The following is a 25,908-nucleotide window of genomic DNA, read 5'->3' on the forward strand; positions in this document are numbered from 1 at the left end:
GGCTGTCTCTCTGTCAGAGAGCCAGTGAGAGTGTGTGTTGTGGTGACGCCGCGCGCCGGGTTTGGGCGGGGGCTTCGTCCTGGTCCTGGTGGGGGCCCCCCCCCCCCCCCCCCGCGCCGGTGGTTCCGAAGTCGCAGACCGCTATCAGGCGGCCCGGCCCGCGAAAGACGTTCTTCCAGGTGAGGCCCAGGTGCGGGACGGAGTCCCCGTGCGCCGCCGCGAGTGCTTCCACGAGGCTCTGCGACAGGTGGAGCGCCTCGCCCAGCGGCAGGCCGCCCGTCGACCGGGCGAGGACGCCGTGCAGGTCGTCGGCGTCCACGGGTTCCCCGACGGTGAAGGCCCGACCGCCTTCCCAGCCCGTGTCGCGGACGACGGGGAGCCCCGGGTGCCGTACGCGGGCGCTGACGGTGGCCTCCCGGGCGAAGTCGGCGGGGTCGAGACGGGCCGACGTCGTTCCGTCGAGCAGCCGCACGGTGACCGGGAGGTCCAGGGCGCGGTCCCGCGCACGCCAGGTGCCGCCCGGACCGCGCGGGCCGAGCTCCTCCAGCAGCTCGTACCGTCCGCACAGCACGGACCCCGCACCATGGGGATCCTTCGGCGCGGGCTGTCCCGGGCTCTGCGGCGTCGCGGGTCCCGCCGCTGCGGTCGGTGTCGCTGGTGACCCGACGGGGCGGCGGCGTTCGACCGTCCGGAAGCGGGGCTTCGGGTCCAGCTCCTCGAGGGCCTTGGCGACGGCCCCGGCCGACGGGGGCCGGTGCCGGGGGTCCTTGGACAGCAGGCTGAGCACCAGGTCCTCCAAGTCCTCGGGGATGTCCGGGCGCAGTGAGCGGGGTGGTTCGGGCGCGTCCTGCAAGTGGCGCATCAGGAGGCGGACATGAGAGCCGCCCGTGAACGGGGGTGCGCCGGTGAGCAGGGCGTAGAGCACACAGCCGAAGGAGTAGAGGTCTGAGCGGGCGTCCACCTGGTCGGCCCGGCACTGCTCCGGTGCCAGGTATTCGAAGGTGCCCATCACGTGGCCGTCCGGGGTCAGGCCCTTGGTGGATTCGGAGGAATGGGCGATGCCGAAGTCACAGACCTTGATGCGCCCGTCGTCCTGGAGGAAGAGGTTCGCCGGTTTGAGGTCGCGGTGGACGACCGACCGGGTGTGCGCGGCGGCGATGGCCTCCAGTGCCTGGAGGGCCACATCGGTCACGCGGTCGAGCGGCAGCCCTGAGGGGGCGCCGCGCAGGACGTGTGCCAGGTCCGCACCCTTGAGCAGCTCCATGACGATGAACGTGCGCCCGAGGTCCTGCCCGGCGTCGTAGACCACCACGAGGCCGGGGTGCTGCAGTCGCGCGGTGATCACGGCCTCTCTGAGGAACCGTTTTTCGGCCAGCTCTCCCGAGGCGTCCGCGCGAAGGATCTTCAACGCGACAGGGCGGCGCAGGTCCCGGTCCCGGGCGTGCCAGACCTCTCCGTGCCCGCCCACGCCCAGCCGTTCGACCAGCTGATAGCGACCGCTGATCATCTCTCCGGACTTCAACGCACCCCCAGATACCCCGCCCGGCGCTTTCACCCGCAACTCCCGATGATGGCAGGCTCCTGGGCCTTCCGTCCTCGGGTCCGCCGGAGCTTTCAGCCGGGCCGGGGCCGACGCCGCGGTCGGGGAGACCGGCCCCGGACGGCAGAATCGCCGGCCGGGGCCGCGCCGAGGACCGACTACTTCCGCCAGAACAGGTGGTGAGCCACCCCGCTCGGGCTGGGGACGACCTCCAGGTGGAACCGGTCGAGCAGCTCATCGGGGGACTCCCAGAGCCGTACTCCGGTCCCGAGCTTCAGCGGCGACACCACCACGTGCAGGGTGTCGACGAGGTCGGCGTCGAGGAACTGCCGGATGGTGGTGGCCCCGCCACCGAGCCGGACGTCCTTGCCCTGCGCCGCCTCCCGGGCCTGGTCGAGCACCGCGGCAGGTTCACCGCCGACGAAGTGGAACGTGGTGTCGGAGAGCGTGAACGAAGGCCGCTCGTGGTGGGTCATGACGAACACCGGCGTGCGGAACGGGGGCTCGTCGCCCCACCAGCCCTGCCATTCGTGGTCCTGCCAGGGCCCGCGCTGGGGCCCGAACTTGTTGCGGCCCATGATCTCTGCGCCGATGTTGCGGGCGTAGTCCCGCGTGAAGTAGTCGTCCAGGCCCCGGCTTCCCCCGGGGGCGGTGCGCATCGGCCAGCTCGCCGTCGCACCGGCCCAGGCGAACAGCCGTCCGGGGTCGACGTGACCGAACGGCCTTTCGAGGGTCTGGTCCTCGCCGGCGCCGATCCCGTCACTGGAGACGTTGAAGTTCTGGACCCTCAGCAGCTGAGCCACGTGTTCCTCCTGTGTTGTCGACAACGGTGGTAAGACTTGCCGGGCCGGGAAAACTCATCGCTGCTCCGCGGCCGGCCTCAGACATGGCCACCCGGTGCCCCGAGCCGTGTTCGAGGAGTCCTGAAGGAGCGACGATAAACGGGCAGGAACACCGAGGGCGGTCGGCTCGCCCGAGACACTGGCACAGCACGGGCATTCCGCTCTGCCGAAGAGGTGGGCGATCCCACTGGCGAGTGGCCGCGACCGCAGGTGCCGGCCGCGTGCCCCTCCGCGCCGTGCGGTGCGAGGCCCATCAGTCGTGACGGGGCGGCGAAACCGGCACCGCCACCTCCGTTGTGGTGGCACCTCCGCCAGGAGCTACGCCTTTCGGCTGCCGACGTCCGGGGCGTGGATCCAGCCTGTAACCCGGGTGTTCTGCAACGCACTTGGGGGAGCGTGTGGCGTACCTGTCGTCGGCTGATGTCCTGGAGGCCCTCCAGCTGGGTCGTCCCTGCACAGCTCCCGTTACGACGAGCACGATGAGAACCGGCTGGACCAAGAGCGCGAACTGGCCGCCCCGCTGCCCACCGCTGTGGCGGTGGGCGGCGGGGCAGCCCTCTGGTCGGCGCTCGCCCCGGACCGGCCGCGGCGGCGGTTCGCGGCACGGGACGGTCTGTGGAAACCCGTCGTGGCGGACCGGGACACCGGCACCGTCTTCGCCGTCGACGGCAGTTACCGCATGCACGCCCTGGACGCGGCCACCGGCAGGAGCCTGTGGGAACGCCAGGGCCAGCGCCCGGCCGGCGAGCGGTTCGACCACGGCCGCGGCCGGGTCGTCGTCTGCATGGACGACGACCTGGTGGCGCTGGACGCGCGCCTGGGCACCCGGCTCTGGACCGAGAGCGGCATCGGCCTGGCCGACGTCGTCTGTGACGGCGCGCACGCCTACGGCGACCGGCAAACCCCGCTGGAAGGAGTACGTGGACCACCTCTCGGACGCGGCGCCCGTCGGCTCCGACGGCCTGGTCTGGGTGGTCACCCGCAACGGCGACGTCTTGGGCCTGGACTTCGCCGACGGCGCGACCCGGGTACGCGCCCACACCTCCGGCAGCGGAGACGTCCCCGGCACCAGCCGGCCGGCGGTCGCCGACGGTGTGCTTGTCGCCTGCACCACCGCCTTCGCGGTGTGCGCCGTCGACGCGGAGGACCGGGCGCCCGCGGTGGACGGTGAACGCCCCGCACGAGCCCGACCGTTCCGACGGCGTCCAGACCTCTCCGCTGATCCACCACGGCACCGTCCACACCGGCTCCGGAGGCAACACCGTCCTCGCCCTCGACCTGGCGACCGGCCGCGAGAAGTGGCGCTTCCGGGCACCTCGCGTGGTGGATTCCTCGCCCGCCCGCATCGGTGACCTGCTGTACTTCGGATGCTTCGACCGCGGCCTGTACGCCGTGAACGCGATCCACGGCCCCGAATGACCTCCCGCCCGGTCCGGGCGGAACCCGACGGCACCGGATGCGTCCGCCACGAGACCCTCGCTAGAAGGGTTCGGCGGCCCGCAGGACGTCCTCCGGCAGGTAGGGGGACTCCACGCGGATGGCCCAGCCGCGGCGGCGGGCGTGGCAGGCCAGGGCGAGGACGTCGAGGTCGACGGAAACACCCGGACCGTCGGCACGGTCGGCGACCTGGTGGTAGGCCCGATGGGCTTCGAGCGCGTCGGCCAGGGCGAGGTTGAAGCTCTCCTCGTCCCCGTCCACGAGCTGCGACAGCAGCACGGCCGGCGGCATCGCGAGACCCCAGTCCGTGGCCTTCTCGGCCTCTTGCAGCGCCCGCTGCGCAGCTGCTTCGGGCTCGGCGCCCGTCAGGTAGGCGTGGAGGGCTTCTCGGTACGCGGTGAAAGCGGAGCCGTCCGGGCGGGCGAAGGCGGGGCCGGTGAGGACGAGCGGGGCGAGGTCTTCGCGTTCGCCGGTGATCAGGGCAAAGGCAACGGCCCTCTGCCAGTTCCCGGCACCGGCCTCTTCGCCCCGCTCGGCCGGGTAGCGCAGCGTGCGGCCGTCGATCACGACGTCGACCTCCGTACCCGGCTCCGCCAGCGCGATGCGGAACAGGGCCGCCCCGATGCGAGAGGCCAGCCGGAGGGTGGCGAGCTGGGCGGCCGTGACATCGCCGGGGTTCCCCGCCCGCCACTTGAAGAGGCGCTCCTGATCACCCATGACGCTGCTCAGACGCGAGACGGCGAGCGGCTCCCCCTCGGGTGGGGAGACCGCCTTGCGCAGGTGTTCCCCGTACATGGCCTCGATCCGGGCAATCCCCTCCCGCTCGCAAGCCGGCCGGTCCACCACCAGAGGACCGGCGGCGAGCGCTTCGACCGCGTCCGGCCGACGGCTCCGGCCGAACCCCGCGACCCTCGGGCCCGGCGTCTCGAAGCCCGTGACCAGCGCATGCGGGAGGTAGTCGGTACGGACGGCGGGTGCCCAGCCGAGCGTCCGGTACGCGAGCGCGGCGAGAGCGATGGGGACGAGCGGGAGCAGAGAGCTCGGAGAGGCTGCGGGGCCCTGCCGGGCGGCGTGTCCGACCAGGAGGTCGGCGAGCGCGGCGTCGAAGGCCTCCCGGTCCTCGACGACCAGGGTGCGCAACGCGCGCAGGGCCGCACTGTCCGGCCGGTCCAGGAGGGACTCTCCGGTCTCTGCGGCACGGGTGCGGATGCGGTCCAGGCCCGCGTCGATGGCGGCGAGCTTGGCCTGCGCGCTCGGCGGGTACTCCTCGTCGTCGCCCGTGTCGTCCAGGACCACGGCCGTCAATCCCGTGACGAGTTCGCCGGCAGGCGTGCCCTGCGCCTGCTCGGCGAACTTCTGCCGGGCGAAGTGGAGGGCCTCGCCGTGCCACTTGGCCTTGTCCCTGAGGACGGCCAGGCAGAGCGCGTCGATCCACTCCCCGGTCGTGACGCTCTCCGCGGGGGCATCGTCACCCGGGTCGTAGCTCATGCCGAAGTTCACGTAGTCCAGGAACACGTGGAAGCTGCAGTGCGGGTGGTACGCGGCGTACGCGACGGCACCGGCCGCGGCTTCGGAGGCGTCCTTGAGGGCGGCCATGGCCTCCGAGGTGCCGAGGCCGGGCGTCTCGACGGAGAGGGCACCCAGGTAGTCGAGGAACTCGTCGGCGATCGACTGCCATTCGTAGGTGGTCATCCGGTCGGCCCTCGACATGGACCGGATCTGGCCCCCGATGCGGTTCGTGAAGTCCTCGCGCGCTGCCGACACGACGGCCTCGCGCACCTGGTGACGCTCTATTCGCACAGCCCTGCTCCTTGATCGGATCTCAGTGACAGCCTAGGCGCCGGATCTGACAGCCGCGCTGATCGCGAAGGACCCGCGGGTAGGTGTGCGGTCGGTGGAACGCCGGCGCGGTGCCTGGCGCGAGGGCGCCGTCGGGGCCTTGCGTCCCGAGCGCCGGCACCTGCCCCTCCACAGACGAGGCCCGAACGATGCCCGTCTCCTCAAAGAGCCGACACGTCACGGCACTTGACGGGTGATGGCCGATGCCGTGTCATCATCAAAGGGACAACGACGGCGGGTGACGCGATGGCGACAGCGGGACATGACGGGCCCGGAGCCGAGCCCGCACCCGAAGACGCAAACCCACAGCCCGAGGCTCCGAAACCTCCGCGCGGGCACGATGGTTGGGCTGCGGACCATGTGCCTGTCATCGTCCTTGCTTTGATCGTCCTGGTGCTGATGGTCGTGGGCTTGAAGTCCAACGACAGCGTCACCTGCCCCGGCGGAGCCACGAGCTGCGGCGCTCCCTGACGCCGGTGGCGTCGCCTGAGGCTCGCGCCCGGCGGGGCGTCGGGTGGGTTGCCCGTCATGGCTGATCTTGGACGCGTTGTCTGGCCTCCCGCCCCGATACGGACCGAGCGGCTCGTGCTCCGCGAGCCCGAGGCCCGGGACCGTGCAGCGTTCATCGACCTGTTCGCCTCATCAGAGGTGCGGACGTATCTCGGCGGCCCCCGACCGCGAGATGAGCTCGAAGACGTGGTGTCCAAGGTGCCCGGGCAGCGCCCCGGCGTCTTCGTGGTCGATCACGACAACGCGATGATCGGCATCGTCACGCTCGACCGGCGCGACGCGGAGCGCCCGGGGCACGTTCGTCCTGATGCCGGAGAGGCCGAGCTCAGCTACATGTTCCTTCCGGAGGCGTGGGGGTGCGGGTATGCCTCCGAGGCGTGTGCCGCGGCGCTCGCCTGGTTCACCGACGCGGTTCCCGGCGAGCCGGTGGTGCTCTGCACCCAGGCCGCCAACGAGCGCTCGGTACGTGTCGCGGCGAAGCTGGGGTTCGCCGAGGTGGAGCGGTTCGAGGAGTACGGCGCTGAGCAGTGGTTCGGCGTGTGGTGCCCGGTCATGCGCGCGGGTACGTCCACCCCACCACCCACCGAGTGCTTCTTCACGCCCGTTTGACCGCGTCCTTGTGACGGCGGACCCGCGGTTCTCGCGCCGCCTTCGCGCCTTCGTGACTCTTCACGCCCCTTGTCTCATAGATCGCAGATCGGACGAAACGATCACTCAAAGGATGCGAAGGCTACGCTTTGTAGTCGAGCAATCACTTTGGGTGTTCCCGGCGTGTCTTCTTGCGTCGTGCATCCGCGAACGTTAGGCGTGTTCATGAAACTGGTCACCACGGTTCACAGCCCGAAGGCCTCGCTACGGTCCGGTCTCGTGGCCCTGCTCGCCTTACTGGCGGCGCTGGTCCTCACCGTTCCTGCCGCGACCGCGCAGGAGGGACGCGTCAAGGCGTGGGGCAGCAATAGCAACCTGGCGCTCGGCGACGACGCGGCCACCACGTCCCGGCTGACCCCGGCCGCGGTCCCCGGCATCACACCCAGCGACATCACTGCCCTGACCGCCGGCCACGAACACAGCCTGGCGCTGCTGTCCAACGGCACCGTGGAGAGCTGGGGCCGCAACTCCGAGGGTCAGCTCGGGATCGGCACGGTGGCCCACCAGGCCGTCGCGGCGACCGTGAGCAACCTGACCGGTGTGCGGGCCGTATCGGCCGGCACCCTGCACAACCTGGCCCTGCTCCAGGACGGCACCGTTCGATCCTGGGGCTACAACAACGCCGGCCAGCTCGGCGACAACACCGTCACCCAGCGGACCACCCCCGTCACGGTCTCCGGCCTGACCAACGTCGAGGCCGTCGCCGCAGGCGGGTACTTCAGCCTGGCTCTGATGTCCGACGGCACCGTCAAGGCGTGGGGCGCCAACAACGCCGGCCAGCTCGGCGACGGCACCACCACCAACCGCAGCACCCCGGTCACCGTCTCCGGCCTGAGCGGGGTCCGCGCCATCGCCGCGGGCGGCAACCACAGTCTGGCCCTGCTGTCCGACGGCACCGTCAAGGCCTGGGGCTACAACGCCAGCGGCCAGCTCGGCGACAACACGACCACCAACCGCAGCACCCCGGTCACCGTCCTCGGCCTGACGGCCGTACGCGCCGTCGCCGGCGCCACCAACGGCAACCACAGCCTGGCCCTGCTGTCCGACGGCACCGTCAAGGGCTGGGGAGCCAACACCTCCGGCCAGCTCGGCGACGGCACCACCACCGACCGCCCCACCCCCGTCACCATGGACGGCGTGTCCAACGTCCGCTCCCTCGCCGCCGGCGGCAGCCACAGCCTCACCCTGACCCGCGAAGGACAGGTCAAGAGCGTCGGCGCCAATGGCTCCGGTCAGCTGGGTGACGGCACCACCGCGACCCGCACCAACGTCGTCACCCCCGTCAGCGGACTGAGCAGCATCTCGCTCATCGCCGCCGGCTACGCGTTCAGCGTCGCCGCCTGACCTCGAACCGCATCCCGACCACCACATCCCGACCACTGCGGCCCGTCCTCACCGGACGGGCCGCAGCCCGTCGCAACCGACGTACGACCATCGCGCGCGGTGGCGTGGACCGGCCCCTCCGCGGACCGTAGCCCGACACCTGCATCCCGCCGGGGCGGGCACCTCGGAGACTGCCTGCCGTGCAGGTCGCAGACTGGTGGCAGCGAGGCTTGAGTCTCCCGTAGGGGGAGACGTGAGGGTGGGGGCATGAACGGCGAGACGCTCTATTCGATCGGTGACCTGGCCCGACGGACGGGTCTGACGGTGAAGGCCATCCGGTTCTACGCGGACACCGGGATCGTGCCACCAACCGACCGCACCCCTACCGGATACCGCCGGTACGGTGCCGATGCCATCGCCCGCATCGAACTCGTGCGCACGCTGCGCGAGTTGGGCATCGACCTGGCCACGATCCGCAAGGTCATGGACCGGGAGATCTCGCTGACGGACGTCGCGGCGACGCACGCCGAGGCACTGGACGTGCAGATCCGCGTCCTGCGGCAGCGCCGCGCCGTGCTGACGGCGGTGGTCCGGCGCGGCTCGACCCCCCAGGAGATGGACCTCATGCACAAACTGGCGCGTCTGTCGGAAGCCGAACGGCAAGGGCTGACGGACGAGTTCCTCGGTGCCGTGTTCGACGGCCTGCACGATCACCCCGCGTTCGCGGCGGTCACCCGCTCGCTGACCCCCGAACTGCCCGGCGACCCGGCCCCCCAGCAGATCGAGGCGTGGGTGGAGCTGGCCGAGCTGTTCCAGGACCAGGACTTCCGCACCACATTGCACGGCATGGCCCACGACCTGGCAGCCGACCGGGCCCCGGACGACGCCACGGGCCTGCCCCGGATCCTCGCCGAAGCCGTCCGGGCCCAGGTGACACCGGCCCTGGAGGACGGTGTCGAACCGGACTCGGCCGAAGCGGAGCCGATCGTCACCGCACTCGCGGCCCACTACGCACGCATCCTCGGCAGCCCGGCCCCACACGACCCCCGCGCCCTTTTCGGACGCCTCGCCGCCCGGCTGGAGCAGATGAACGACCCGCGCCGGGACCGGTACCTGTCCTTGCTGGCCGTCATCAACGACTGGCCGGCACCCGGGAGCCTGGCGCCCGCCCTCACCTGGTCCACCACGGCACTCCGTTCCCGGATACCTCAGCGGTGAGCCGAGTACGCACCACCCCCGACGCCACAAGGCCAGGCCACCCGGCCCCGTATCGGTTGCTCGCCGACTACCGGACCTTGATGGGCGTGCCCGGCTTCTGGCGGCTGGTCACCATCGGCATGACGTCGAAGCTGGCCGCGAGCATGACCGGCCTGAGTCTGCTGCTCATGGTCAGCAGCACCCGTTCGTACGGGACCGCGGGACTGGCGGTCAGCTGCGCCACCCTCGGGCAGGGGCTGACCGGGCCGTTGCGCGGCCGGCTCATCGACCGCCATCCGGTCCGCCCGGTCCTGCTCGGCTGCCTTGCCGCCCACCTCACCGCCACCGCCGCCGTGATCCTGACGGTGCGCGGCGGCGGTGGCGCCGCGCTGATCTGCTCACTGGCCGCAGCCGTCGGAGCGAGTGCTCCGCCGGTCGCCGTCATGATGCGTTCCGTCTGGCACGGCGTCACCACCAGCACGACCCTGAGCACGGCCATGGCGCTCGACGCCTCCCTGATGGGGGCTGCGCTGATCGTCGGTCCGGTGCTCGCCGGCTGGCTCAGCCTGTCGTTCTCACCCCTCCTGCCGTATGCCGCCATCACGGTGATGACGGTCACCACCGTCGCACTGGTGCTGGCCAATTCCGCTGCCGTCCGCGCACCTTCACCCTCTGCCGGACACTGGCTGGGGCCGTTGACGTCGCCGCCGTTGCGCCGACTGCTGGCCGCCGACGCGCTCTTCGTCATGGCGGTGACGGCCGTGGACGTGGCGCTGCCGGTGTACGCGCGCCAAGCGCACGCGGCCGAACTGACCGGCTCGTATCTGGGCAGCCTCGCGGTCGGCAGCGTCGTGGGGAGCTTTGCTCTGGGCGCGGCGACGAAGCGGCTGCCGCACAGGCTCAAACTCCCCCTTCTGCTGGGCCTGTTCGCCCTCGGATGCGCCGCTCTGGCCCTGGCCGCGCGGCTCTCCCCGACGGCGGTCCTCATGGTGTGTCCGGTCGCAGGCCTCGTCATCGGGACGCTCTTCGCCGTCCTGCGCACCACGTGCGGCGATCTGGCCCCGGCCGGCCAGGTCACCGAGACCATGTCCTGGCTCAGTACCCTCGACATGGCCGGCGGTGCGGCAGGGGCGGCCGTCTTCGCCCACCTCGCCGATACGACGGGAAGCCCGACGGCGCTCGCGCTCGTCCCCGTGCTGATCGTGACGGCAGCCCTGATCGGGGCAACCCGTGCCAGATCCCGCTGACGAAGCGCTCCACCGTGCTGCGGCTGCCGGCCCTGAGCCGGGACCGCGCCGCTCTTAAGAACAGCTACAGGTACTCAAGAATGTGTAGCTGTACGTGATCCCTGCGGCCGCCCTAGGCTCGTGGTCATCACCGGAAGTACGACCCGGTCAGAGCGTGCGGTCGAGCCGCGCCATGACTCGGGATGCCCCAAGGAGGCTGCATGGCAGGGGAGAAGGACCTGCGGAAGCTGCTTGCGTCGATGAGTCCCTGGCTCGACGAGGCGGAGTACGTGTTCACCCTGGCCCCGGGCGGTGAGGTGCCGGGGGACGTCCGCCCGTTCGTCACGGTTCGGGAGGACGAGGGGCTCACGCTGGTGCTCCTGAGGGAGGAGGCCGACCGGGTCGGCCTCGCCTACGACTACGTGGCCGCTCGGATCACCCTGCGGGTGCACTCCGCTCTGGACGCGGTGGGTCTGACCGCGGCGGTCGCGACCGCTCTGGCGGAGGTGGGTCTCAGCTGCAACGTGGTTGCCGGGCTGCACCACGACCACCTGTTCGTCTCGTATGCCGAGGGAGGGCGTGCGTCGGCGGTCCTGGCCGGCTTGGCGGCGGGTGGCTCGTCCGGCACGCCGCCGGCGGCGGGATGAAATCGGACATGTGCAAACGGGTCAGTGATTGGCATGGCTCCGTCAATCAGGTCATGGCATTCTGAGCGGCCCTCGGACTTTGCCCGAGACGGCGCGCCGTGTATGACCCCAGGAGGCATGAGCCCATGTCCGCACCGCGAAGAAGTGCCTTGTCACCAGGCCGAACCACGCTGATCGGTCTCCTCGCCCTGGTGGCGACGCTCGCCGTGATGTGGCTGCCCGCCGCCGGCCAGGTGCGGGCCGACAGCCCTCCCGCCGCGGGACGGATCCGCCTCGACTCGTGGATGGGGGACCTGGCCCCGCGCATCGCCGACACCCCGCTCAACCGGATCACGATGCCCGGCAGCCACGACGCCGGGTCCTGGGGCATCACCGCGCGATCGGGGCAGTGCCGCACCGGCTACATCTACGACCTGGCCAGGAGCTTCCCCCAGTTGGCCGCGAGCGTCGCCAGGACCCAGCGCGTGTCCATCGCAGAACAGCTCTCCAACGGCTCCCGCTACGTCGACCTGCGCTTGTGCAAGCAGGACGGCCAGTGGTTCACCTACCACGGCGCCCCGCTCGGAGCCCCGTTCTTCGATCCGGGCGGTGACGCCGAGCAGATCGGCAGATGGATCGCCGCGCACCCTGCGGAGATCGTCGTCATCAGCCTGTCCGTGACCGCCCCCGCGGCGGAACTCCCCGCGGCCACCGCGGAGGCGTACGACCGCTTCGCTGCCGTGGCCGGCGCGTCGAGGCTCGCGTCCCGGCCGCAGTTCTCCCCCACCTCGACCTACAGCAGCCTCGTCGCCGCGGGGAAGAGCGTGATCCTGCTGGACGACTCGGGGCTGGCCGACCGGGACTGGACCTGGAATGCCACCGCCGCCGCCTCCGGCCGCGGCAGCTACCCCGCCGACAGCCCGCCGGCCGGCAACTACCTGCGGGACTTCGCCGGCCCCCAGGCGCTGTTCGCGGAGACGATCGCGCGCGACCGGGCAGCGCTGGCCCGCGACCCGGGAGACGACGCCGGAAAGTTCTTCGTCATGGCCGGGATCGTCCAGCCGGACACCCTCCTCGGCCTGGCCGGCCTGCAACAGAGCTTCACCGCCCTGCCCGACTCGATGACCTGCGCCCCGGGTTCCTTCTACGACCCCCGCAACGGAGGAGAGTGCTGGACCTGCCCGGCCGAATACACACGGAACATCACCCCCGTCACCCAAGGCGACGCCTGCTGGCTGCCCAGTCGCGCCGTCAGCACCGCCGCGACGTACGTGCGGAACGAAACCTGGGCGTGGAACTGCCCCTCGGGCACCTTCTGGGACCCCCGCATGGACGCCTTCCCCTGGCAGGGGCAGTGCTGGTCCTGCCCGCCGGACCACCTGCGCAACGTCACCCCCGTCACCAGCGCAAACGCCTGCTGGCGCATGACGCCCATCCGCGAGGCCCCAGCGACCTTCCGCGGTCCGTCCGGAATCACCCGTACCTTCCTCCTGGACCGTGCGGCCTCCTACAACGCGCTGCTGCACCAGCAGCTCGCTGGCCCCTGGACGGCCCCGGATCTGCGAAAGAACCTGAACATCGTCGCCGTGGACGACGTCACCGGTGCCCCGGACGGCCTTCAGCCCGGCGACCTGGCCCGCGCGATCATCGCCTACAACACGCCGTGACCCCTCGCCGGCCGCCGGCCCGAACGTTCCCGCGAACCCGGCGGTGCCGCGGCTCGTCCGGATTCAGGCGCGCGGCCGGCAGAGCACGCCCCTTCGGTGCCCCGGTGCGCCGAGACCACGGCGTGGTTGCCGGGAGCCGACGCCGTTAGCGTCCCGGTAGGCGGGGCGCGGACACGCGCCCCGGGGGACACGGCACGAGGGGGGCTCGTGACTTTCCAACCACGACGGAACAGGGCTTTGGACGGGCGGCACCGCTGGTTGCCCCTGAGCCTGGTGGCGACACTCGTGACCGCCCTGCTGACCGGCTTCGTGCCCCGGGCATCGGCAGCCCCGATCGGCACGGTCGGCGATCCCGGTTTCGAAGAGCAGAACAGCCGCGTCATCTCCGCTCCTTGGTCGGGCGAGGGTCCGGACTACAAGGGCATCGACATCGACCTCGGATACGGCAAAACCGGGCGGAAGAACGCGTTCATCCGCACCTCGAGCCGTAACTGGAACGCCATCACGCAGAAGGTCACGGTCAAACCCCAGACGGTCTACTACCTCGAGGGCTGGGTGCGGACCTCGGGGAACTACACCACCGGCTACTTCGGAGCACGCGGAACGAACGGGCGCACGATCGTCCAGAAGAACTACGGAAAGGTCATCAGCAACGGCGCCTACCAGCTCCTCCGCATGGCCTTCAACTCCGGCACCAACACCTCCGTCACGCTCTACGCGGGCTACAACGCCCCGGGCGCCGACTCCTGGGTCCAGATCGACGACATCAGCCTGGTCGACAACCCCTACGGCGACGGCAACTGGGCCGGATACGCGGTACCCAGCAGCCCGGTCAACGCTGCGCCACGCGCCGTCGCCGCAGTGTGGACCGAACCCGCCTTCACCTGCCGGCAGGAGAACCCCGACAACCAGCTCAGCGTCTGGGCCGGCCTCGACGGGCTCGCCGCGAGCGCCACGGAAAGCCTGGTCCAGGTCGGTGTCCACGCCACCTGCCGGGGCGACCTCTACCCACAGCACCAGGCGTTCTGGGAGGTCATCAACGCGGGCGTCGACACACTGGAGCAGCCGGTCCCCATGGTCGTACAGGCCGGGGACCGCATGTCGGCTTCAGTGGTCCGAAGCTCCGCCGACCCCGCCAACTACATCCTCACCATCGACAACCTCTCCCGCCCCGGACAACGCCAGACCCTGACCAAAAGGGCACCTGCGGCCCGCTCGGAGAGCGCCGAGATCATCGTGGAGCGTCCACACGTCCTCACTCTGGGTTCGACCTGGCCCAAGGTCGTGAACGTTCCGTTCTCCTACGTCACCGTCGACGGTGCGCCGCTCTCGGCCTACGACGCGCTTCCCCTCCAAGGACGGCAAGCCGACACGGGGACCGTGTACAGCCCCTCACCGGCCACCACGGACAGCGGCGGCTACAGCAACTTCACCCTTTCCTCGCACCAAGGATGACGGGCTGCGGCGGCTACTGCCGCAACGGCTGCACCCACCCCGGGACCCCGCCCGTCAGTCCTCGTCCGGGACGGCGACGGCTCCGTCGCGTCCTGCCGTGCCAGGGAAGAGCGGGTCGACCGCCGCGGCCCGCCGTGCCGGCAGGCCGGCCTCCGCCGGTCGGCCGGCTGCCGCAAGGGGCGTGACGAGTTCCCTCGTACGGCCGCACGGGACGCCTCGGCGACACGGCCCGAGCGCACGCGGAGCCAGCCGAGAGCCCGCAGGACGCTCACCGTCAGAGGGCGTGCCCGGTCGGCTCAGCCGCACCCGCCCACACACACGGGCAAAGTGGCCCGGTCCGGGTCCTCCGGAACGCTCCTCAGGCTGCGCCCGCCCCGCGGGCGGCAGCGCCCTTCTGCCATTCACGCCCGATGCTGCGGATCAGCGCCGGGTACACGCCGAGGTGGCGGAAGGGCTTGATGCCCAGCATGTAGAGGGCGCCGAGCCGGCCGTTCGGCTTCACGAGCACCGCCATCTGGCCGTGATGGCCGCCCGCCCCGTCCGGGACCCAGCCGATGTGCAGCACTCCGTGCACGGTCCGGTTGGCCGTTTCCGCCGCCCATTCGTCATGCGTCAGGAAGACGGAGGTGAACGGAACGGACGTGAGGTCCGGCCCCCGGGGGCCTTCGCGCAGGTCGGCCGGGAGCCGGTCGCGCAGGGTCGCCACCCTGGCGCCGATGCCGTCGGACGGTTTGTCCCAGCCGAACACGGCTCCGAGTCTCCGGCGGATCGCGAAGAGCGCCCGCCCCACGGGGAGGGGGCGGGGTCGCCGTCACCGTGTGCGAACTGGTCTACGAGCAGGGCCAGGTCGTCGGGCCCGCCCGGTGTCGGGAGTTCCCAGACGTCCTCGATGTGGAAGTCGCCGGCGATCTCGTGGATTCGCCAAGGTCGGGAGCTGTGCGCGGATTTCGGGAGTCTCACGAGCGTGCCCCTGTCTATACGATGCCGTATAGCAGAAGGTTAGCACCTGTCTATACGGCACCGTATAGACGGGGGGCGCGAGGGAGGCACATCGTGGGCGTGGCCCGCACACCACGCGGCAAGTGGATCGAGGAGGGCCTGCGGGCGCTCGCCTCCGGCGGCCCCGAGGCCGTCCGGATCGAGGCGCTTGCGCAGGCGCTCGGAGTCAGCAAAGGCGGCTTCTACGGGTATTTCCGCAACCGCGACGCGCTGCTGGGGGAGATGCTCGACGCCTGGGAGCGTGCGGCCGCGGAGGCCGTGATCGAAGAGGTCGAGAGGGAAGGCGGAGAGCCCCGCGCCAAGCTGGAGCGGCTGTTCGCGATCGCCGCGGCCGCCGACGGGCCGACGACGGGTGTCGCGGCCGAACTCGCGATCCGGGACTGGGCCCGGCGTGACGAGTCCGTCGCGGGGCGGCTGCGGCGCGTCGACAACCGTCGCATGGACTATCTGCGTTCGCTGTTCAGCGCGTTCTGCCCTGACGAGGACGAGGTCGAGGTCCGCTGCATGTTCGTCTTCTCCGTACGGATCGGTGAATACTTCATAGCGGCCGACCACGGCACCCGCAGCCGTGCCGAGGTGATGCGGCTGGTCCAGGACCGGCTGCTGAGCTGACGGGCGCCGGGCAAGGTCGGCTTGGCCCGCATACCGGCTGACGGAGGATCTGCGCGTTGCGCTTCCCCGGTGTCGGCCTGGGGTCCGCCTCTGCTCCCACTCGGGAGACACCGGTCCCTGACGGCCGCGGTCGACCTACGCCCGGAGGATTTCGTCGAAGTAGCCGGGACCGGTGGTGGGCATGGTCTGGAGTGCGCTGGTGTAACGGCGGGTCCGGGTCTGCCAGGTGTGGTAGCCGCTCATCCAGGCTTCCATGACCCCGACGTAGGTGCGTACGCCGGCTGCTTCCCGGTCTGTCAGTGCGAGTTGTGCGCACAGGGCGGGCACCTGCAGGGCGAGTTCACGGAACCTCTCCACGCGCTGGTGGACTTCCCTGCGCGCACCCGCGACCGCCTCGTCGCGGGTGCAGCGGCGGATGTGCTCGATGACGAGGACGAGGTTGTCCATGTCGCCGCGGGCTTCTTCCTTCTCCAGCGAGTAGACGTCGTTGCACATGAGGGTGACGTCGACGGCTGCCTGGCGCATGATGCGCAGCTGGGGGCTGTGGAGGGCGGCCGCGGGGATGGCGATGCCGGCGGCCCGCTCGCCCAGGGACAGGGGGAGGTCGGTGCCGGCTATGCCTCGTCTGACCTGCAGGTAGGTCTCCATGTCGGCGGGGGTCCCGCGGAGCCGGCCGATCGCCTCGTGGGCCTGGCTGGCGAAGTAGTACTCCCACTCGTGCGCGCTGCGGGCGACCCAGCCCGGGTGTGCGCCGTCGCGGCTGCGCGCCCAGAGGTCGGCGAACGCCCGCGAGCACGCATCCGCGCCTGCGGGCGGGGCGGCGCCGTGCGCAATGTCGATCAGCTGCCGGCATGCGGCCGCAGCACGAGCCGGGTCCTGTCCGAGGGGGCCGTCGAACTGGTCGTCGAAGACGAAGAAGAACGCCATCGCGTCCGCGCACAGGTCCAAGGCCGGCCCCTGGGCGTAGGGGAAGCCGCTGGCGGCCAGGAGCGGCATGTCCCACGACGTGTACCACCGCAGAGAGGGGCCCTCCCCGACAAGACCCATACGTCGCACCCACGCGAGATTCCGCTGCCGCGCGCCCTCCAGATCCGGGCTGACCACGGCCGGGAAGGGGAGGTGGAACTCGACGTCCTGCGGCACGTGTCCTCCGTGGGCGAGCCGGCCACAGCCGGGCACGGTCATCGGCAGTTCCGATGCGCAGCTCACGGTCTCCTGGTTCCGCGGCGCGACGAAGCCGCCCGTCAGCCAGATGGTGGCCGGATTTTCACGGGTGTTGACCGTGGTGCCGCCTGCGGGCGACCGCGGGCATCCGGCAGGGACCGGCTTGATGGAGACTTCCCAGTCAGCTTTCGTCCAGTCCCGGGTAATAGCCGCGTTGGTAATCCGACAAACCGGAGGCGCTCAACTGACCGTCTCCCCGGCAGATGGGGCAGACCTTCCTTGTGCCGCATTCGCTGCATCGGCGCCGCCGGTCGAGCTCGCCGAGCACCCAGCCGCGACCTCCGCATCCGGGACACAGGCCGAGGCCGTCGCACTCGTAGCAGAGGACGTACCCGGGTGTGATGGTCTCCGGCGTTCGCTCCGGCGCCGGCCCGGGCTCCGGCTGCCGGACTGGCTGTGGCGGGCACAGTGCCAGCGCCGGCGTCTGTGCGCGGAACGCCACGGCAGGTGTGTCGTCGCTGGTGAGGATGCGGATGCCGTTGCCGTCCCGGTGAGCGACGATCACTGTCCAGAGGATCCCGTCGTCGTCCTCCTGTGACGTCGTGACGTCCCAACCGGCCGCGCGGAGGAGGAAGACCGCACGGGAGGCCGTCTCGGCAGCGGTGGCGGTCGCCGGACGATTGCCTTGGTAGACCGTCGAATAGTGGTAGCGCGGAGGCTCTTGCCGGTCGGCAACCTTCGGCTCGTCGAGGGTCAGCCGACGGAGGTGGACACGCACGGTCAAATCGGTGATGAGCGCGACCAGTTGCTTGCGCAGGGACTGGGCCAGCCGGTCCAGTTCCTCGCGTGCGTTCGAAGCCTGCTCCATGTATGCCCCTTGGCCATGGAACGTATCACGGAGCCGATTTGCGTCGCCGTGCTCGCCTCCCGCGGCCGCGGGGCGGGAAATCCGTCCCGCAGGTCGTCCGGCTTACCTGATCGCTGGTAACCAGCGCTGACACACCCACGCGAGCGGTGACCAAGACCTGTATCCGGGGTGGGCAGATACCCGGCCCCGTCCGTTGATGTGATCAACCATCAGCACGGGTGGTGAGGCCGGACAACGGCAAGGGCTCGGCAGTCCACGGAGGCGGAGGCACCGGCCGCCACACGTGACGCCATCCACGGTCAGAGATCGCCGACGACAGCAGGGCCCGTACAGAGGCTGCCTCGAAGCCGTACCGCCGTCGTCCCGCAGGGCCGCCGTCACGGACCGGGCAGAGCGCGACCGTCCGGAGCGGGAGGCCGGCGCGAGTGCCTTGTGGTCGCCCGGGCCGGTTTCTCCTGAGGATGGTCAGGGTTGGCTCGTCGGGAAGGAGGTGGGCATGGACGGGACTTCCGGGCCTGGTTTGACCTTGAAGGAGAGGAGGGGGCGGCCGATCACGCCCATGCCGACGCTCAGCGGGGTGGCGTCGGCGGGTGCTCCGGAGCACGCGTCGGTCTCGTAGATGTAGATCGGGTTGGTGTTGCCGTTGTGGACGGACAGGAAGGTGCTTCCCTCGGGGGCGTCGGGGAAGACTTCCTTGACGGTGTAGCAGTGGTCATCCACGGGGTTTTCGATGACCTTGCGAGGTGCGGTCAGCGCGGACCCGCCTTCGGGCGTGCCGAGCACCACCTGGACCTTGCCGTAGGCGGCCGACGCCGGACTGGTCACGGTCGTGGACAGTGCGACGGCGGCCGCAGCCGCCATGCAGAGCCCGGCTCGGCGGGCGATGGGCGTTCGCATGCGACCTCCAAGATGCCGCAGAACGTGTGTGCCTTCCTCGTCCAGTGTCGGGCGGCCCGTCCGACCCCGCACCGCCTGAAGCACGCGCACGTCGCCCACCTGCGACTTTCCGCCCGTTGTCGCAGGACGGGGCAGGCGCAGGCGCAGGTGCCGGACCGAGCCGCCTCGGCCTCGCCTGATCAGCGGGTCACGATTTCGGCGACGCCCGGTTGCGTACGCACCGGGCGCGGCGGTCACCCATGCCGTGCCACGAGCCGTGTCGTCTCCGAACGGGCACCACGAAGGCCTGTGGTCGGCCGGATCAGTCGCAGGCGAGGTGGATCTTGCCTGCTCGCCGCCGTCCACGCGGCCGGGCCGACCTTTCGGCGCAGCAGCTCTGCCAGGCTCGTGGCGCCGTTCGGCGAACGCCCTCCAGGTCTGCGCGCAACCCGTGCGTCTCATCCGCCCGCGGCGCCGGGAGGCTCCGGTCAGCCCTGTTCGCGGATGCCCCACGGGGAACCGTACGCGGTCAGCAGTTCCAGGAACGGGCGCGGCGGAAGGGCCTCCGGGCCGAGTACGCCCGGCTCCGCCCAGACCCCGCCGGCCATGAGCTCGAGCGCCACGACCGGGTTGACCGCGGTCTGCCACACCACGGCCTGTGAACCGTATTCGCGCATCGACCACTGGTTGTCCACCACGTGGTACAGGTACACCTCGCGAGGTCGGCCGTCCTTGGTGCCCTTCACCCAGGTCCCCGCGCAGGTCTTGCCCGACATCCGGTCGCCCAGCGCGGCCGGGTCGGGCAGGCACGCCGCCACCACGTCGCGCGGGGAGACCCGTACGGGGTCACCGTCGGCGCCGCGCACCGTGACGGGTTCCGTCGAGTCCAGGCCCAGCGCGTGCAGGGTCTTCAGCTTGCCGATGAAGTCCTCGCCCAGGCCGTACTTGAAGGTGACGCGTCGCGCGTCCACCCAGCGCGGGACCAGCAGCACCTCCTCGTGCTCGACGTTGACGCACTCGACCGGGCCGATGCCCTCCGGGAAGTCGAACACCTCCGGCTCGCTGAACGGCTCGGTGGTGAACCACCCGCGGTCCCGCTCGTAGACCACCGGCGGGTTCAGGCACTCCTCGATCGTCGTCCAGATGTTGAAGGACGGGGCGAACTCGTGGCCCTCGACCGTCAGGTTCGCCCCGTCGCGGATGCCGATCTCCTCGATCCCGTCGAAGAGCTCGTCGGCCGCGTACCGGGCGAAGACGTCCGACAGGCCGGGCTCCACGCCCATGCCGACCAGAGCCAGCCGCCCCGCCTTCTCCCAGGCCCCGGCCCGCGCGAACTGCTCGTCGCCGAGCTTGACCCCGCACTGCGCGTACGGCCGGCCGGGGTGTGGCCGGGACAGGGACATCGCCATGTCCACGTAGTGGCTGTCCGCCGCGAGCGCCGCCTCGAACAGCGGCATCACGAACCGCGGATCCGTGGCGTTGAGCAGTACGTCGCACTGCTCCTCGGTGAGGAGCGCGGTCACCGCCGCCTGGTCCGAGGCATCGACGCGGCGCGCGTGGAACCGGCCGCCGGCCTCGCCGAGCGCGGCCACGGCCGCCTCGGCACGGGCCAGGTCGTAGTCGGCGACCACGAAACGGTCGAAGAAGTCCCGGCGGGCCGCGATCCGGGTGATCGCGGTACCGACGCCACCTGCGCCCACAAGCAGAACACGCATGACGAAACCCTCTCTCGGTGAGGTCCGCGGAGATCCGCGACTCGTGGGAGGGATGAAAGCCGGGGCCGCAGGATAAGGTCAATGGTGTTGGCATAAGGAGAGGGATGTCCGATGGCAAAGCCCGTGGTCCCCGAGGAGGCCCGCAGGCGGCGACGCCCCACCCGGCAGGGCGTCGTCCTGTCCGAGCGGCTGATCGTCGAAACCGCGCTGCGCATGCTGCGCGAGCACGGCAGTGCGGGCCTGTCCGTGCGCCGGCTCGGCGCCGCTCTGGGTGCGGATCCCAGCACCCTCTACCGGTACTTCGACGGCATGGACGCCCTCACCCTCGCCATCGGTGAGGAGCTGATCGGCCGGGCCCTCGACGGCTGGACGGTCACCGGCCAGTGGCGTCACGACCTGCGCGAACTCGGCCTGCGCATCCACGGCGCCTACCTCTCGCACCCGCAGGCGGCCGTACTGACCGCCGGCCGGGTGACCGGCCGGCCCCGTGAGATCGCCGCCGACGAGGCCGTGCTCGGCATCCTGCGCACCGCGGGCTTCCCCGACCCGGAGGCGGTCCTGATCTACCACGCCTTCACCGACCAGAGCCTGGCCTTCGCGGCCCTCGACGCCGGCGCCCTCGCCCTGTCCGAGCCCTCCCGGACCTCCGACGAAGGGCAGTGGGAGTCCACCTACGCCCGGCTGCCGGCCGACGAATACCCGCACATCGCCGCCACCGGGCGACTGCTCGCCGCCCGGATGAACCACAGCGCCTACCCGGTCGCCCTGGACATGCTGCTCGCGAGCGCGGAGACACGGCTCCGGGCCGTGCGGGCCGGCCGACCCGGCCGCACCTCCTCGGGCCCCGTGCGGGCTTCCGGCAGCCCCTAACCCCCGAGCTCGGCACGGAGGCGGGTGCGCAGCCGGAATGATCTCCGGTGCGGTGTGCGGAACCCTCCGGATGCGCCGCTCCGCGAGCGGGCCGTACGGCTCGACGGCTTCCTCCCTGATCTCGGCGCCGACCAGCCCGGCGTGCCCCCGCTCGACGAGTTCTCCGTACACGGGGCGCGCGCAGGCGTCCGAGCAGATGCTGACCGCTCTCGTGGGCGAGCCCGCCCGAGTCACCCGCACGGAGGAAGCCATCGCCGACGGGGTGCCCGTCACGCTGTACCGGCCCGAAGGAGAGGGCCCCCACCCCGTCCTGATCTGAATCCACGGCGGCTGGACGGTGGACAGCGCCGCCGGATCCGACACGAGGGCCCGGGACCTGTGCAACCTGCCGGATCCCTGGTGGTCAGCATCGACTGCCCGCTCGCGCCCGAGCACCCCTTCCCGGCCGCCGTCGAGGACGTCCCCGACGGCCGCGCAGTGGGTGACGAGGGAGATCGGCGCACTGGGCGGCGACACGAGTCCCATGACGGTCACACCCACCCGTTCCTCCGCATGCCGGCGGCCATCCCCGACGCCCGGGACGCCACGGAACGCATCGCCAGGGCACTGCGACGAGCCTGGGCCTGACATCGCCTCGGACCTCTCGTCGAGCCGCCGGGACGGTCTGCTGGGAATCCTCAGCGACAGGACACCGTGGGGCGGGCGTAGCGCCCGGGGGTGGTACCCACGATTCGCTTGAAGTGCCGCGTGAAGTGGGACTGGTCGTGGAATCCCGCCTCGACCGCCACCTCGGCGGCCGGCCGGCCATCGAGGAGGAGCCGGCGGGCCAGGGCGACCCGGCGCGCGACGAGGTACTGGTGCGGGGCGATGCCGAAGGCGGCGCTGAACGAGCGGACGAGATGGGCGGGGTGGGCCTGGATCAGACTGGCCGCTTCCGGCAGGGTGACGCCCGCGACCACCCGCTCGTCGAGGAGTTCGCGCAGGCTGCGCGCCACGCCGTGGCGGGTGTCGGCACCGGGCGATGCGGTGTGGCCGCCGGGGAGTTCGAGGCGCGGCCGGAGCAGTACGCGCAGCCGTTCGCCGATCAGTGCCAGCCGGCTCTCCGCCTCGAATGCGTCACCGGGAGAGGTCAGGGCCCGGTGGAGCTGCCCGACGCGCCGGCGCAGGACCGGGTCGGCGAGGTCCGGACCGTCCACGGCGGCGCCGATGAAGCGCTCGTCCAGCACCGTCGTGTCGAGGTAGACGACGCGCTTGCGGAACCCGTGCGAGGTGGCGGCGGAGCCGTTGTGCGGAACCTGCGGCGGGAGCAGGCTCACGGTGCCGCCCGGGGTGCCGCGCCGGTGGCGGTCCAGGTCGTAGCGGACGGCGCCGTCATCGACGATCAGCAGGGTCCACTCGTCGTGGACGTGCATGGGGTACGCGTGGGCGGTGAAGCGGGCGTGGAAGACCTCGACGACACCCGCGACCCGCGGGCGCCAGGCTGAGACTTCCTGCCGGAGCTGCACGCAAAGAACGTACAAGACCGCGCGAGGCCGGGCCCGGCAGTCTCGAGGCATGAGCAACGAGACGAAGAACGAGAACGACGAGCAGGCCGAGGCGGGCGGCGCGGACGTGCCCGTGCGCTTCGACACCAAGATCGCGGTGCTGCTGCGCGACGACCTGGAGACGTGGCAGCGGCTGAACGTCACCGCATTTCTCGTCAGCGGCCTCGGAACGGTCCTCCCCGAGTTGGTCGGCGGGCCGTACCGGGACGCCGACGGCACCGCCTACCTGCCGATGTTCCGCCAGCCCGTTCTGGTGTTCGAGGGCGGGAAGGAAACGGTGACGGCGGCGCACGAGCGGGCAGTGCGCCGCGGACTGCCGATCGCGGTGTTCACCTCGGACCTGTTCGGCACGGGCCACGACCGCGCCAACCGGGCGGCAGTGGCGGCAGTGGGCAGGGACCAGCTCGACCTGGTCGGGGTCGCCGTCCACGGGCCCCGCAACGCCGTGGACAAAGTCCTCAAGGGCGCCCGCATGCACACGTGAGCGGCGCCCTGCCCGATGCACCCACGCTGCCCGGAGCCGGCCGCTGGGGGGGGGCGTTTCGCACGACATCGCGCCGACTTCCCGCGAACCCGAAGTCGTTGCGGGTCCACAGCGGCCGGCCGTGCTGCACCAGCGTGGTGGCGTGGCCGTACGGCTGGAGCTGCCCGGACTGCGGTGGCTACGACGCTCCGCAGGTGGCCAGCGCGGTGCGCGCCAGCCCGCGCAGCCAGGCGTGGGCGTGGTCGGTGTCGTAGCGCTGATGCCACGACAGGTACACCGGCGCCGAAGGCAGTTCGAGCGGGAGGGGCAGTACGACCAGACCGAGGTCGGCGACCGCGGACCGCGTGGTCGCTTCGGGGACGCTGATCAGGAGATCGGAACCGCGCGCGAACTCCAGCGCGGCAGCTTCGGTGGGCGCGGTCGCCACCACGCGGCGGGTGAGGCCAAGCTGCGCGAGGGCGTCGTCGAGGGCATTGCCGAGGTTTCCCCGTCGCGAGACGGTGATGTGCTCAGCGGCGGCGTACTGCTTCGCGGTGACGGTCTTCACGCGGGTGAGGGGGTGTCCCCGCCTGACGACGATGACGAGGCGGGTCTCACCCACGTTCTCGGCACGGACGTCCGGTGCGCTCGGGCGGTTGGCGTTCGCCTCCAGGTCGACCTCGCCCCGCCGCAACTTGGGGGTGTCGACGCTCGATTCCGCAACGAAGCGCAATCGCACGCCCGGCGCCTGCGCGCGCACCGCCGCGAGCAGTGCGGGGCCGCTCAAGGCGACCAGCGAATCGTGCCAGCGGAGCGTGAACGTGCGCTCCAGCGTCGCCAGATCGAGTTCACGGCTCGGCGCCAGCACCCCCTGGACCTGGTGCAGCAGCTCGTGCACCTGCTCCCGGACGGCGATCGCATACGGCGTCGGGGTCATCGTGCGGCCGGTGCGCACCAGGATCTGATCCCCGGTCGTGCGCCGGATCCGGCCCAGACTCCGGCTCATGGCGGGGGCGGTGACGTGCAGGCGCGCGGCCGCCCCGGCCACGCTTCCCTCCTCCAGCAGCGCGTCGAGCGCGGCGAGCAGATTCAAATCCAATTGCATGCGAGTAATCCTAGCCGTGCTTGACGTGCATTTGAAGTTAATCAAAGGGCTCTATGCCTTCGAAACGCAAGCGCAGGACAGGCCGCACCACTCGGCCGACCGGCCGCATCACCCCCTCCTCACAACGGGAGTACTGCCGTGTCCGAAACCCTTCAGACGCCCGACGTCACCGCCTCCGACGCCGACCTGCTCGACACCGCCCGCGCCACGGAGGCCGCGATACTGTTCGTCCCGCACGTGATCCGCTCCGGCGGATTCGCCCCCTTCGCGATCTCGATCGCCCGCTGACCCGCACACAGCGCAGCCTCGCCGAGGCCATCGACCACCGGAGCCCCGGCCGACAGGCTCCTCTTCCGCAGTCTGGCTCGGTCGGCAAGCCGTGCCGACATCACCCACGCACGACAGTTGGGCCTGGCCAACCACCTCGTATCCGGGCTGGGCAGGCAGGTGGGGCCGATGCCACGTCCATCCGAGGGTGCGGGTGGTGGCCCAGAGGGAGCCAACACGGGTCAAGGGCTCCTTCCGGCGTGGACACGACAGGATCCTGGCCCGGGCCGGTCACGACACCCCGGCCCTCGGCCGCCACTGGGCAGATGGCTGGCACCGGGCAAGACGCGAGGATGCCAGGCGGAACCCCGCAGGCGTGGTCATCCGGTGACGCGCCGGCCGCATGGTCCGAGCTGCGGATTCCTGGGCGGGGTGGAGCGGTGGTGATGATCAGGGAGTGGTGTCGGCGAGGATCGCGCGCCGGGCGTCGATCGCGGCAGCGAGCAGGCGCTCGTCCAGCATCGTCTCGCCGTCCCGCGTGGAGTCGTTGACCGGTATACGGGTACGCCGCTCGATCAGCGCCGTCAACGACGGCAGCGCGGGCATCGCGTGTCGGCCCATGCGTGCCAGGCCCTCCGAGTAGTACTCGCCGATCCCGTAGTCACCGAGGTGCGGTGTCATGAGGGCGAGAATGCGCGGCAGAGCTGTGGGGCCGGCGTGACGCAGCCAAAGCGGGGCGCATGCGGCCTGCATGCGCCCCGGCCGTCGGAAGGTGAGGTTGTGCAGCTGGGCCGCCTGCCGGAAGGCCAGCGGACCCGCGTCCAGCAGGGCCCCGAAGATCTCAGGGGCATGGCGAACGCGCCCGGTGTCCACCGGCTTGGCTCGAAGGACCGCGGCGGCGGTGGCGCTGTCGTACGACGGCAACGGACTGCCGCAAGGCCTACGGTCCTTGGGATACGGATTGACTCCTCCCCCTCGTAAACGAGGGGGATTCCTAGCTCACTTCGCCTGACTCCCGGCGGGGTGCAGGTCTTACAAGATCAGCACTAGCCGGGTACGAGACCAGCCCGGACGAGCATCACGCGGGCGGAGTTCTTGTCCCTGGGGGACACGGT

The 25,908-nt window shown here is 71.1% G+C and carries 24 protein-coding genes and 2 pseudogenes; 15 read left to right on the forward strand and 11 right to left on the reverse strand.

Translation table 11 applies throughout. The features are described from left to right. Positions 1-13 precede the first annotated feature (13 nt). Together ACFXA3_RS00730 and ACFXA3_RS00735 are read right to left on the reverse strand one after the other, a co-directional pair. Positions 14-1,507 (reverse strand): protein kinase, encoded by a 1,494-nt coding sequence (locus ACFXA3_RS00730; protein ID WP_385180004.1) that lies wholly within the window; start codon positions 1,505-1,507, stop codon positions 14-16. Positions 1,508-1,698: 191 nt separating this feature from the next. Continuing rightward, positions 1,699-2,343 (reverse strand): dihydrofolate reductase family protein, encoded by a 645-nt coding sequence (locus tag ACFXA3_RS00735; protein WP_385180006.1) that lies wholly within the window; start codon positions 2,341-2,343, stop codon positions 1,699-1,701. A 577-nt stretch (positions 2,344-2,920) separates the two neighbouring features. Here ACFXA3_RS00735 and ACFXA3_RS00740 point away from each other — a divergent pair. Together ACFXA3_RS00740 and ACFXA3_RS00745 are read left to right on the forward strand one after the other, a co-directional pair. Next, positions 2,921-3,553 (forward strand): PQQ-binding-like beta-propeller repeat protein, encoded by a 633-nt coding sequence (locus ACFXA3_RS00740; protein WP_385180007.1) that lies wholly within the window; start codon positions 2,921-2,923, stop codon positions 3,551-3,553. Further along, entirely contained in the window at positions 3,475-3,801 is a 327-nt protein-coding gene (locus ACFXA3_RS00745; RefSeq protein ID WP_385180010.1) for a PQQ-binding-like beta-propeller repeat protein, read from the forward strand. Before ACFXA3_RS00740 ends, ACFXA3_RS00745 begins: the two co-directional genes overlap by 79 nt. 60 nt (positions 3,802-3,861) lie before the next feature. Here ACFXA3_RS00745 and ACFXA3_RS00750 read toward each other — a convergent pair whose 3' ends face one another. Further along, on the reverse strand, positions 3,862-5,598 hold the full coding sequence (locus ACFXA3_RS00750; protein WP_385180068.1) for an immunity 49 family protein: 1,737 nt from the start codon (positions 5,596-5,598) through the stop codon (positions 3,862-3,864). A gap of 588 nt (positions 5,599-6,186) precedes the next feature. On the opposite strand from ACFXA3_RS00750, the gene ACFXA3_RS00755 reads away from it, so the two are divergent. The 7 genes from ACFXA3_RS00755 to ACFXA3_RS00785 all read left to right on the forward strand — a co-directional run bounded on the left by ACFXA3_RS00755 (position 6,187) and on the right by ACFXA3_RS00785 (position 14,310). Then, positions 6,187-6,777: a GNAT family N-acetyltransferase gene (locus ACFXA3_RS00755; RefSeq protein WP_385180012.1), complete on the forward strand. Its 591-nt coding sequence runs from the start codon at positions 6,187-6,189 to the stop codon at positions 6,775-6,777. A 204-nt stretch (positions 6,778-6,981) separates the two neighbouring features. Further along, positions 6,982-8,160, forward strand: coding sequence for an RCC1 domain-containing protein (locus ACFXA3_RS00760; RefSeq protein WP_385180015.1), 1,179 nt, complete (start codon positions 6,982-6,984; stop codon positions 8,158-8,160). A 246-nt stretch (positions 8,161-8,406) separates the two neighbouring features. Beyond that, complete coding sequence (locus ACFXA3_RS00765; RefSeq protein ID WP_385180018.1) at positions 8,407-9,357, forward strand: MerR family transcriptional regulator; 951 nt, start codon at positions 8,407-8,409, stop codon at positions 9,355-9,357. Next, positions 9,354-10,583, forward strand: coding sequence for an MFS transporter (locus tag ACFXA3_RS00770; RefSeq protein ID WP_385180020.1), 1,230 nt, complete (start codon positions 9,354-9,356; stop codon positions 10,581-10,583). Before ACFXA3_RS00765 ends, ACFXA3_RS00770 begins: the two co-directional genes overlap by 4 nt. A 200-nt stretch (positions 10,584-10,783) precedes the next feature. After that, on the forward strand, positions 10,784-11,209 hold the full coding sequence (locus ACFXA3_RS00775; RefSeq protein ID WP_385180023.1) for an ACT domain-containing protein: 426 nt from the start codon (positions 10,784-10,786) through the stop codon (positions 11,207-11,209). 149 nt (positions 11,210-11,358) lie between these two features. Then, a complete protein-coding gene (locus tag ACFXA3_RS00780; RefSeq protein ID WP_385180026.1) occupies positions 11,359-12,855 on the forward strand; it encodes a hypothetical protein in 1,497 nt (498 codons plus the stop codon). 273 nt (positions 12,856-13,128) lie between these two features. Then, complete coding sequence (locus tag ACFXA3_RS00785; RefSeq protein WP_385180029.1) at positions 13,129-14,310, forward strand: hypothetical protein; 1,182 nt, start codon at positions 13,129-13,131, stop codon at positions 14,308-14,310. 358 nt (positions 14,311-14,668) lie between these two features. On the opposite strand, the pseudogene ACFXA3_RS00790 reads toward ACFXA3_RS00785, so the two are convergent. Next, a pseudogene (locus tag ACFXA3_RS00790) lies at positions 14,669-15,270 on the reverse strand (DUF2867 domain-containing protein). Between the two features lie 93 nt (positions 15,271-15,363). Here ACFXA3_RS00790 and ACFXA3_RS00795 point away from each other — a divergent pair. Further along, positions 15,364-15,921, forward strand: a complete 558-nt coding sequence (locus tag ACFXA3_RS00795; RefSeq protein WP_385180031.1) for a TetR/AcrR family transcriptional regulator — start codon at positions 15,364-15,366, stop codon at positions 15,919-15,921. A gap of 135 nt (positions 15,922-16,056) precedes the next feature. On the opposite strand, the gene ACFXA3_RS00800 is transcribed toward ACFXA3_RS00795, so the two are convergent. The 4 genes from ACFXA3_RS00800 to ACFXA3_RS00815 all read right to left on the reverse strand — a co-directional run bounded on the left by ACFXA3_RS00800 (position 16,057) and on the right by ACFXA3_RS00815 (position 20,544). Beyond that, entirely contained in the window at positions 16,057-17,130 is a 1,074-nt protein-coding gene (locus ACFXA3_RS00800; protein WP_385180034.1) for a terpene cyclase, read from the reverse strand. Positions 17,131-17,266: 136 nt separating this feature from the next. Next, entirely contained in the window at positions 17,267-17,953 is a 687-nt protein-coding gene (locus ACFXA3_RS00805) for a hypothetical protein (RefSeq protein ID WP_385180036.1), read from the reverse strand. Between the two features lie 465 nt (positions 17,954-18,418). Next, positions 18,419-18,850 (reverse strand): hypothetical protein, encoded by a 432-nt coding sequence (locus tag ACFXA3_RS00810; protein ID WP_385180038.1) that lies wholly within the window; start codon positions 18,848-18,850, stop codon positions 18,419-18,421. A gap of 467 nt (positions 18,851-19,317) precedes the next feature. Next, positions 19,318-20,544, reverse strand: coding sequence for a saccharopine dehydrogenase family protein (locus ACFXA3_RS00815; protein ID WP_385180040.1), 1,227 nt, complete (start codon positions 20,542-20,544; stop codon positions 19,318-19,320). 111 nt (positions 20,545-20,655) lie between these two features. Between ACFXA3_RS00815 and ACFXA3_RS00820 the strand changes: the two genes are divergently transcribed. From ACFXA3_RS00820 to ACFXA3_RS00830, 3 genes are all read left to right on the forward strand, one after another. Further along, positions 20,656-21,414, forward strand: a complete 759-nt coding sequence (locus ACFXA3_RS00820) for a TetR/AcrR family transcriptional regulator (protein WP_385180043.1) — start codon at positions 20,656-20,658, stop codon at positions 21,412-21,414. 52 nt (positions 21,415-21,466) lie between these two features. Further along, positions 21,467-21,733 (forward strand): hypothetical protein, encoded by a 267-nt coding sequence (locus ACFXA3_RS00825; protein WP_385180046.1) that lies wholly within the window; start codon positions 21,467-21,469, stop codon positions 21,731-21,733. An 80-nt stretch (positions 21,734-21,813) separates the two neighbouring features. Continuing rightward, a complete protein-coding gene (locus ACFXA3_RS00830; protein WP_385180049.1) occupies positions 21,814-22,041 on the forward strand; it encodes a hypothetical protein in 228 nt (75 codons plus the stop codon). A 50-nt stretch (positions 22,042-22,091) separates the two neighbouring features. Here the strand turns inward: ACFXA3_RS00830 and ACFXA3_RS00835 are convergent, their stop codons facing one another. Continuing rightward, positions 22,092-22,970 (reverse strand): AraC family transcriptional regulator, encoded by an 879-nt coding sequence (locus ACFXA3_RS00835; RefSeq protein WP_385180052.1) that lies wholly within the window; start codon positions 22,968-22,970, stop codon positions 22,092-22,094. Between ACFXA3_RS00835 and ACFXA3_RS00840 the strand changes: the two genes are divergently transcribed. Then, positions 22,969-23,442 (forward strand): DUF2000 family protein, encoded by a 474-nt coding sequence (locus ACFXA3_RS00840; protein ID WP_385180055.1) that lies wholly within the window; start codon positions 22,969-22,971, stop codon positions 23,440-23,442. The genes ACFXA3_RS00835 and ACFXA3_RS00840 overlap by 2 nt on opposite strands. 178 nt (positions 23,443-23,620) lie before the next feature. On the opposite strand, the gene ACFXA3_RS00845 is transcribed toward ACFXA3_RS00840, so the two are convergent. Next, the gene (locus tag ACFXA3_RS00845) at positions 23,621-24,526 is read right to left on the reverse strand and encodes a LysR family transcriptional regulator (RefSeq protein ID WP_385180057.1); all 906 of its coding nucleotides are present in this window, start codon (positions 24,524-24,526) and stop codon (positions 23,621-23,623) included. Positions 24,527-24,718: 192 nt separating this feature from the next. On the opposite strand from ACFXA3_RS00845, the pseudogene ACFXA3_RS00850 reads away from it, so the two are divergent. After that, a pseudogene (locus tag ACFXA3_RS00850) lies at positions 24,719-24,814 on the forward strand (NADP oxidoreductase); the annotation flags it as partial. Between the two features lie 429 nt (positions 24,815-25,243). Here the strand turns inward: ACFXA3_RS00850 and ACFXA3_RS00855 are convergent. Then, positions 25,244-25,717 (reverse strand): hypothetical protein, encoded by a 474-nt coding sequence (locus ACFXA3_RS00855; protein WP_385180060.1) that lies wholly within the window; start codon positions 25,715-25,717, stop codon positions 25,244-25,246. Between the last annotated feature and the right edge of the window lie 191 nt (positions 25,718-25,908).

This window comes from Streptomyces sp. NPDC059456 (assembly GCF_042750055.1).
Taxonomy (GTDB): Bacteria; Actinomycetota; Actinomycetes; order Streptomycetales; family Streptomycetaceae; genus Streptomyces.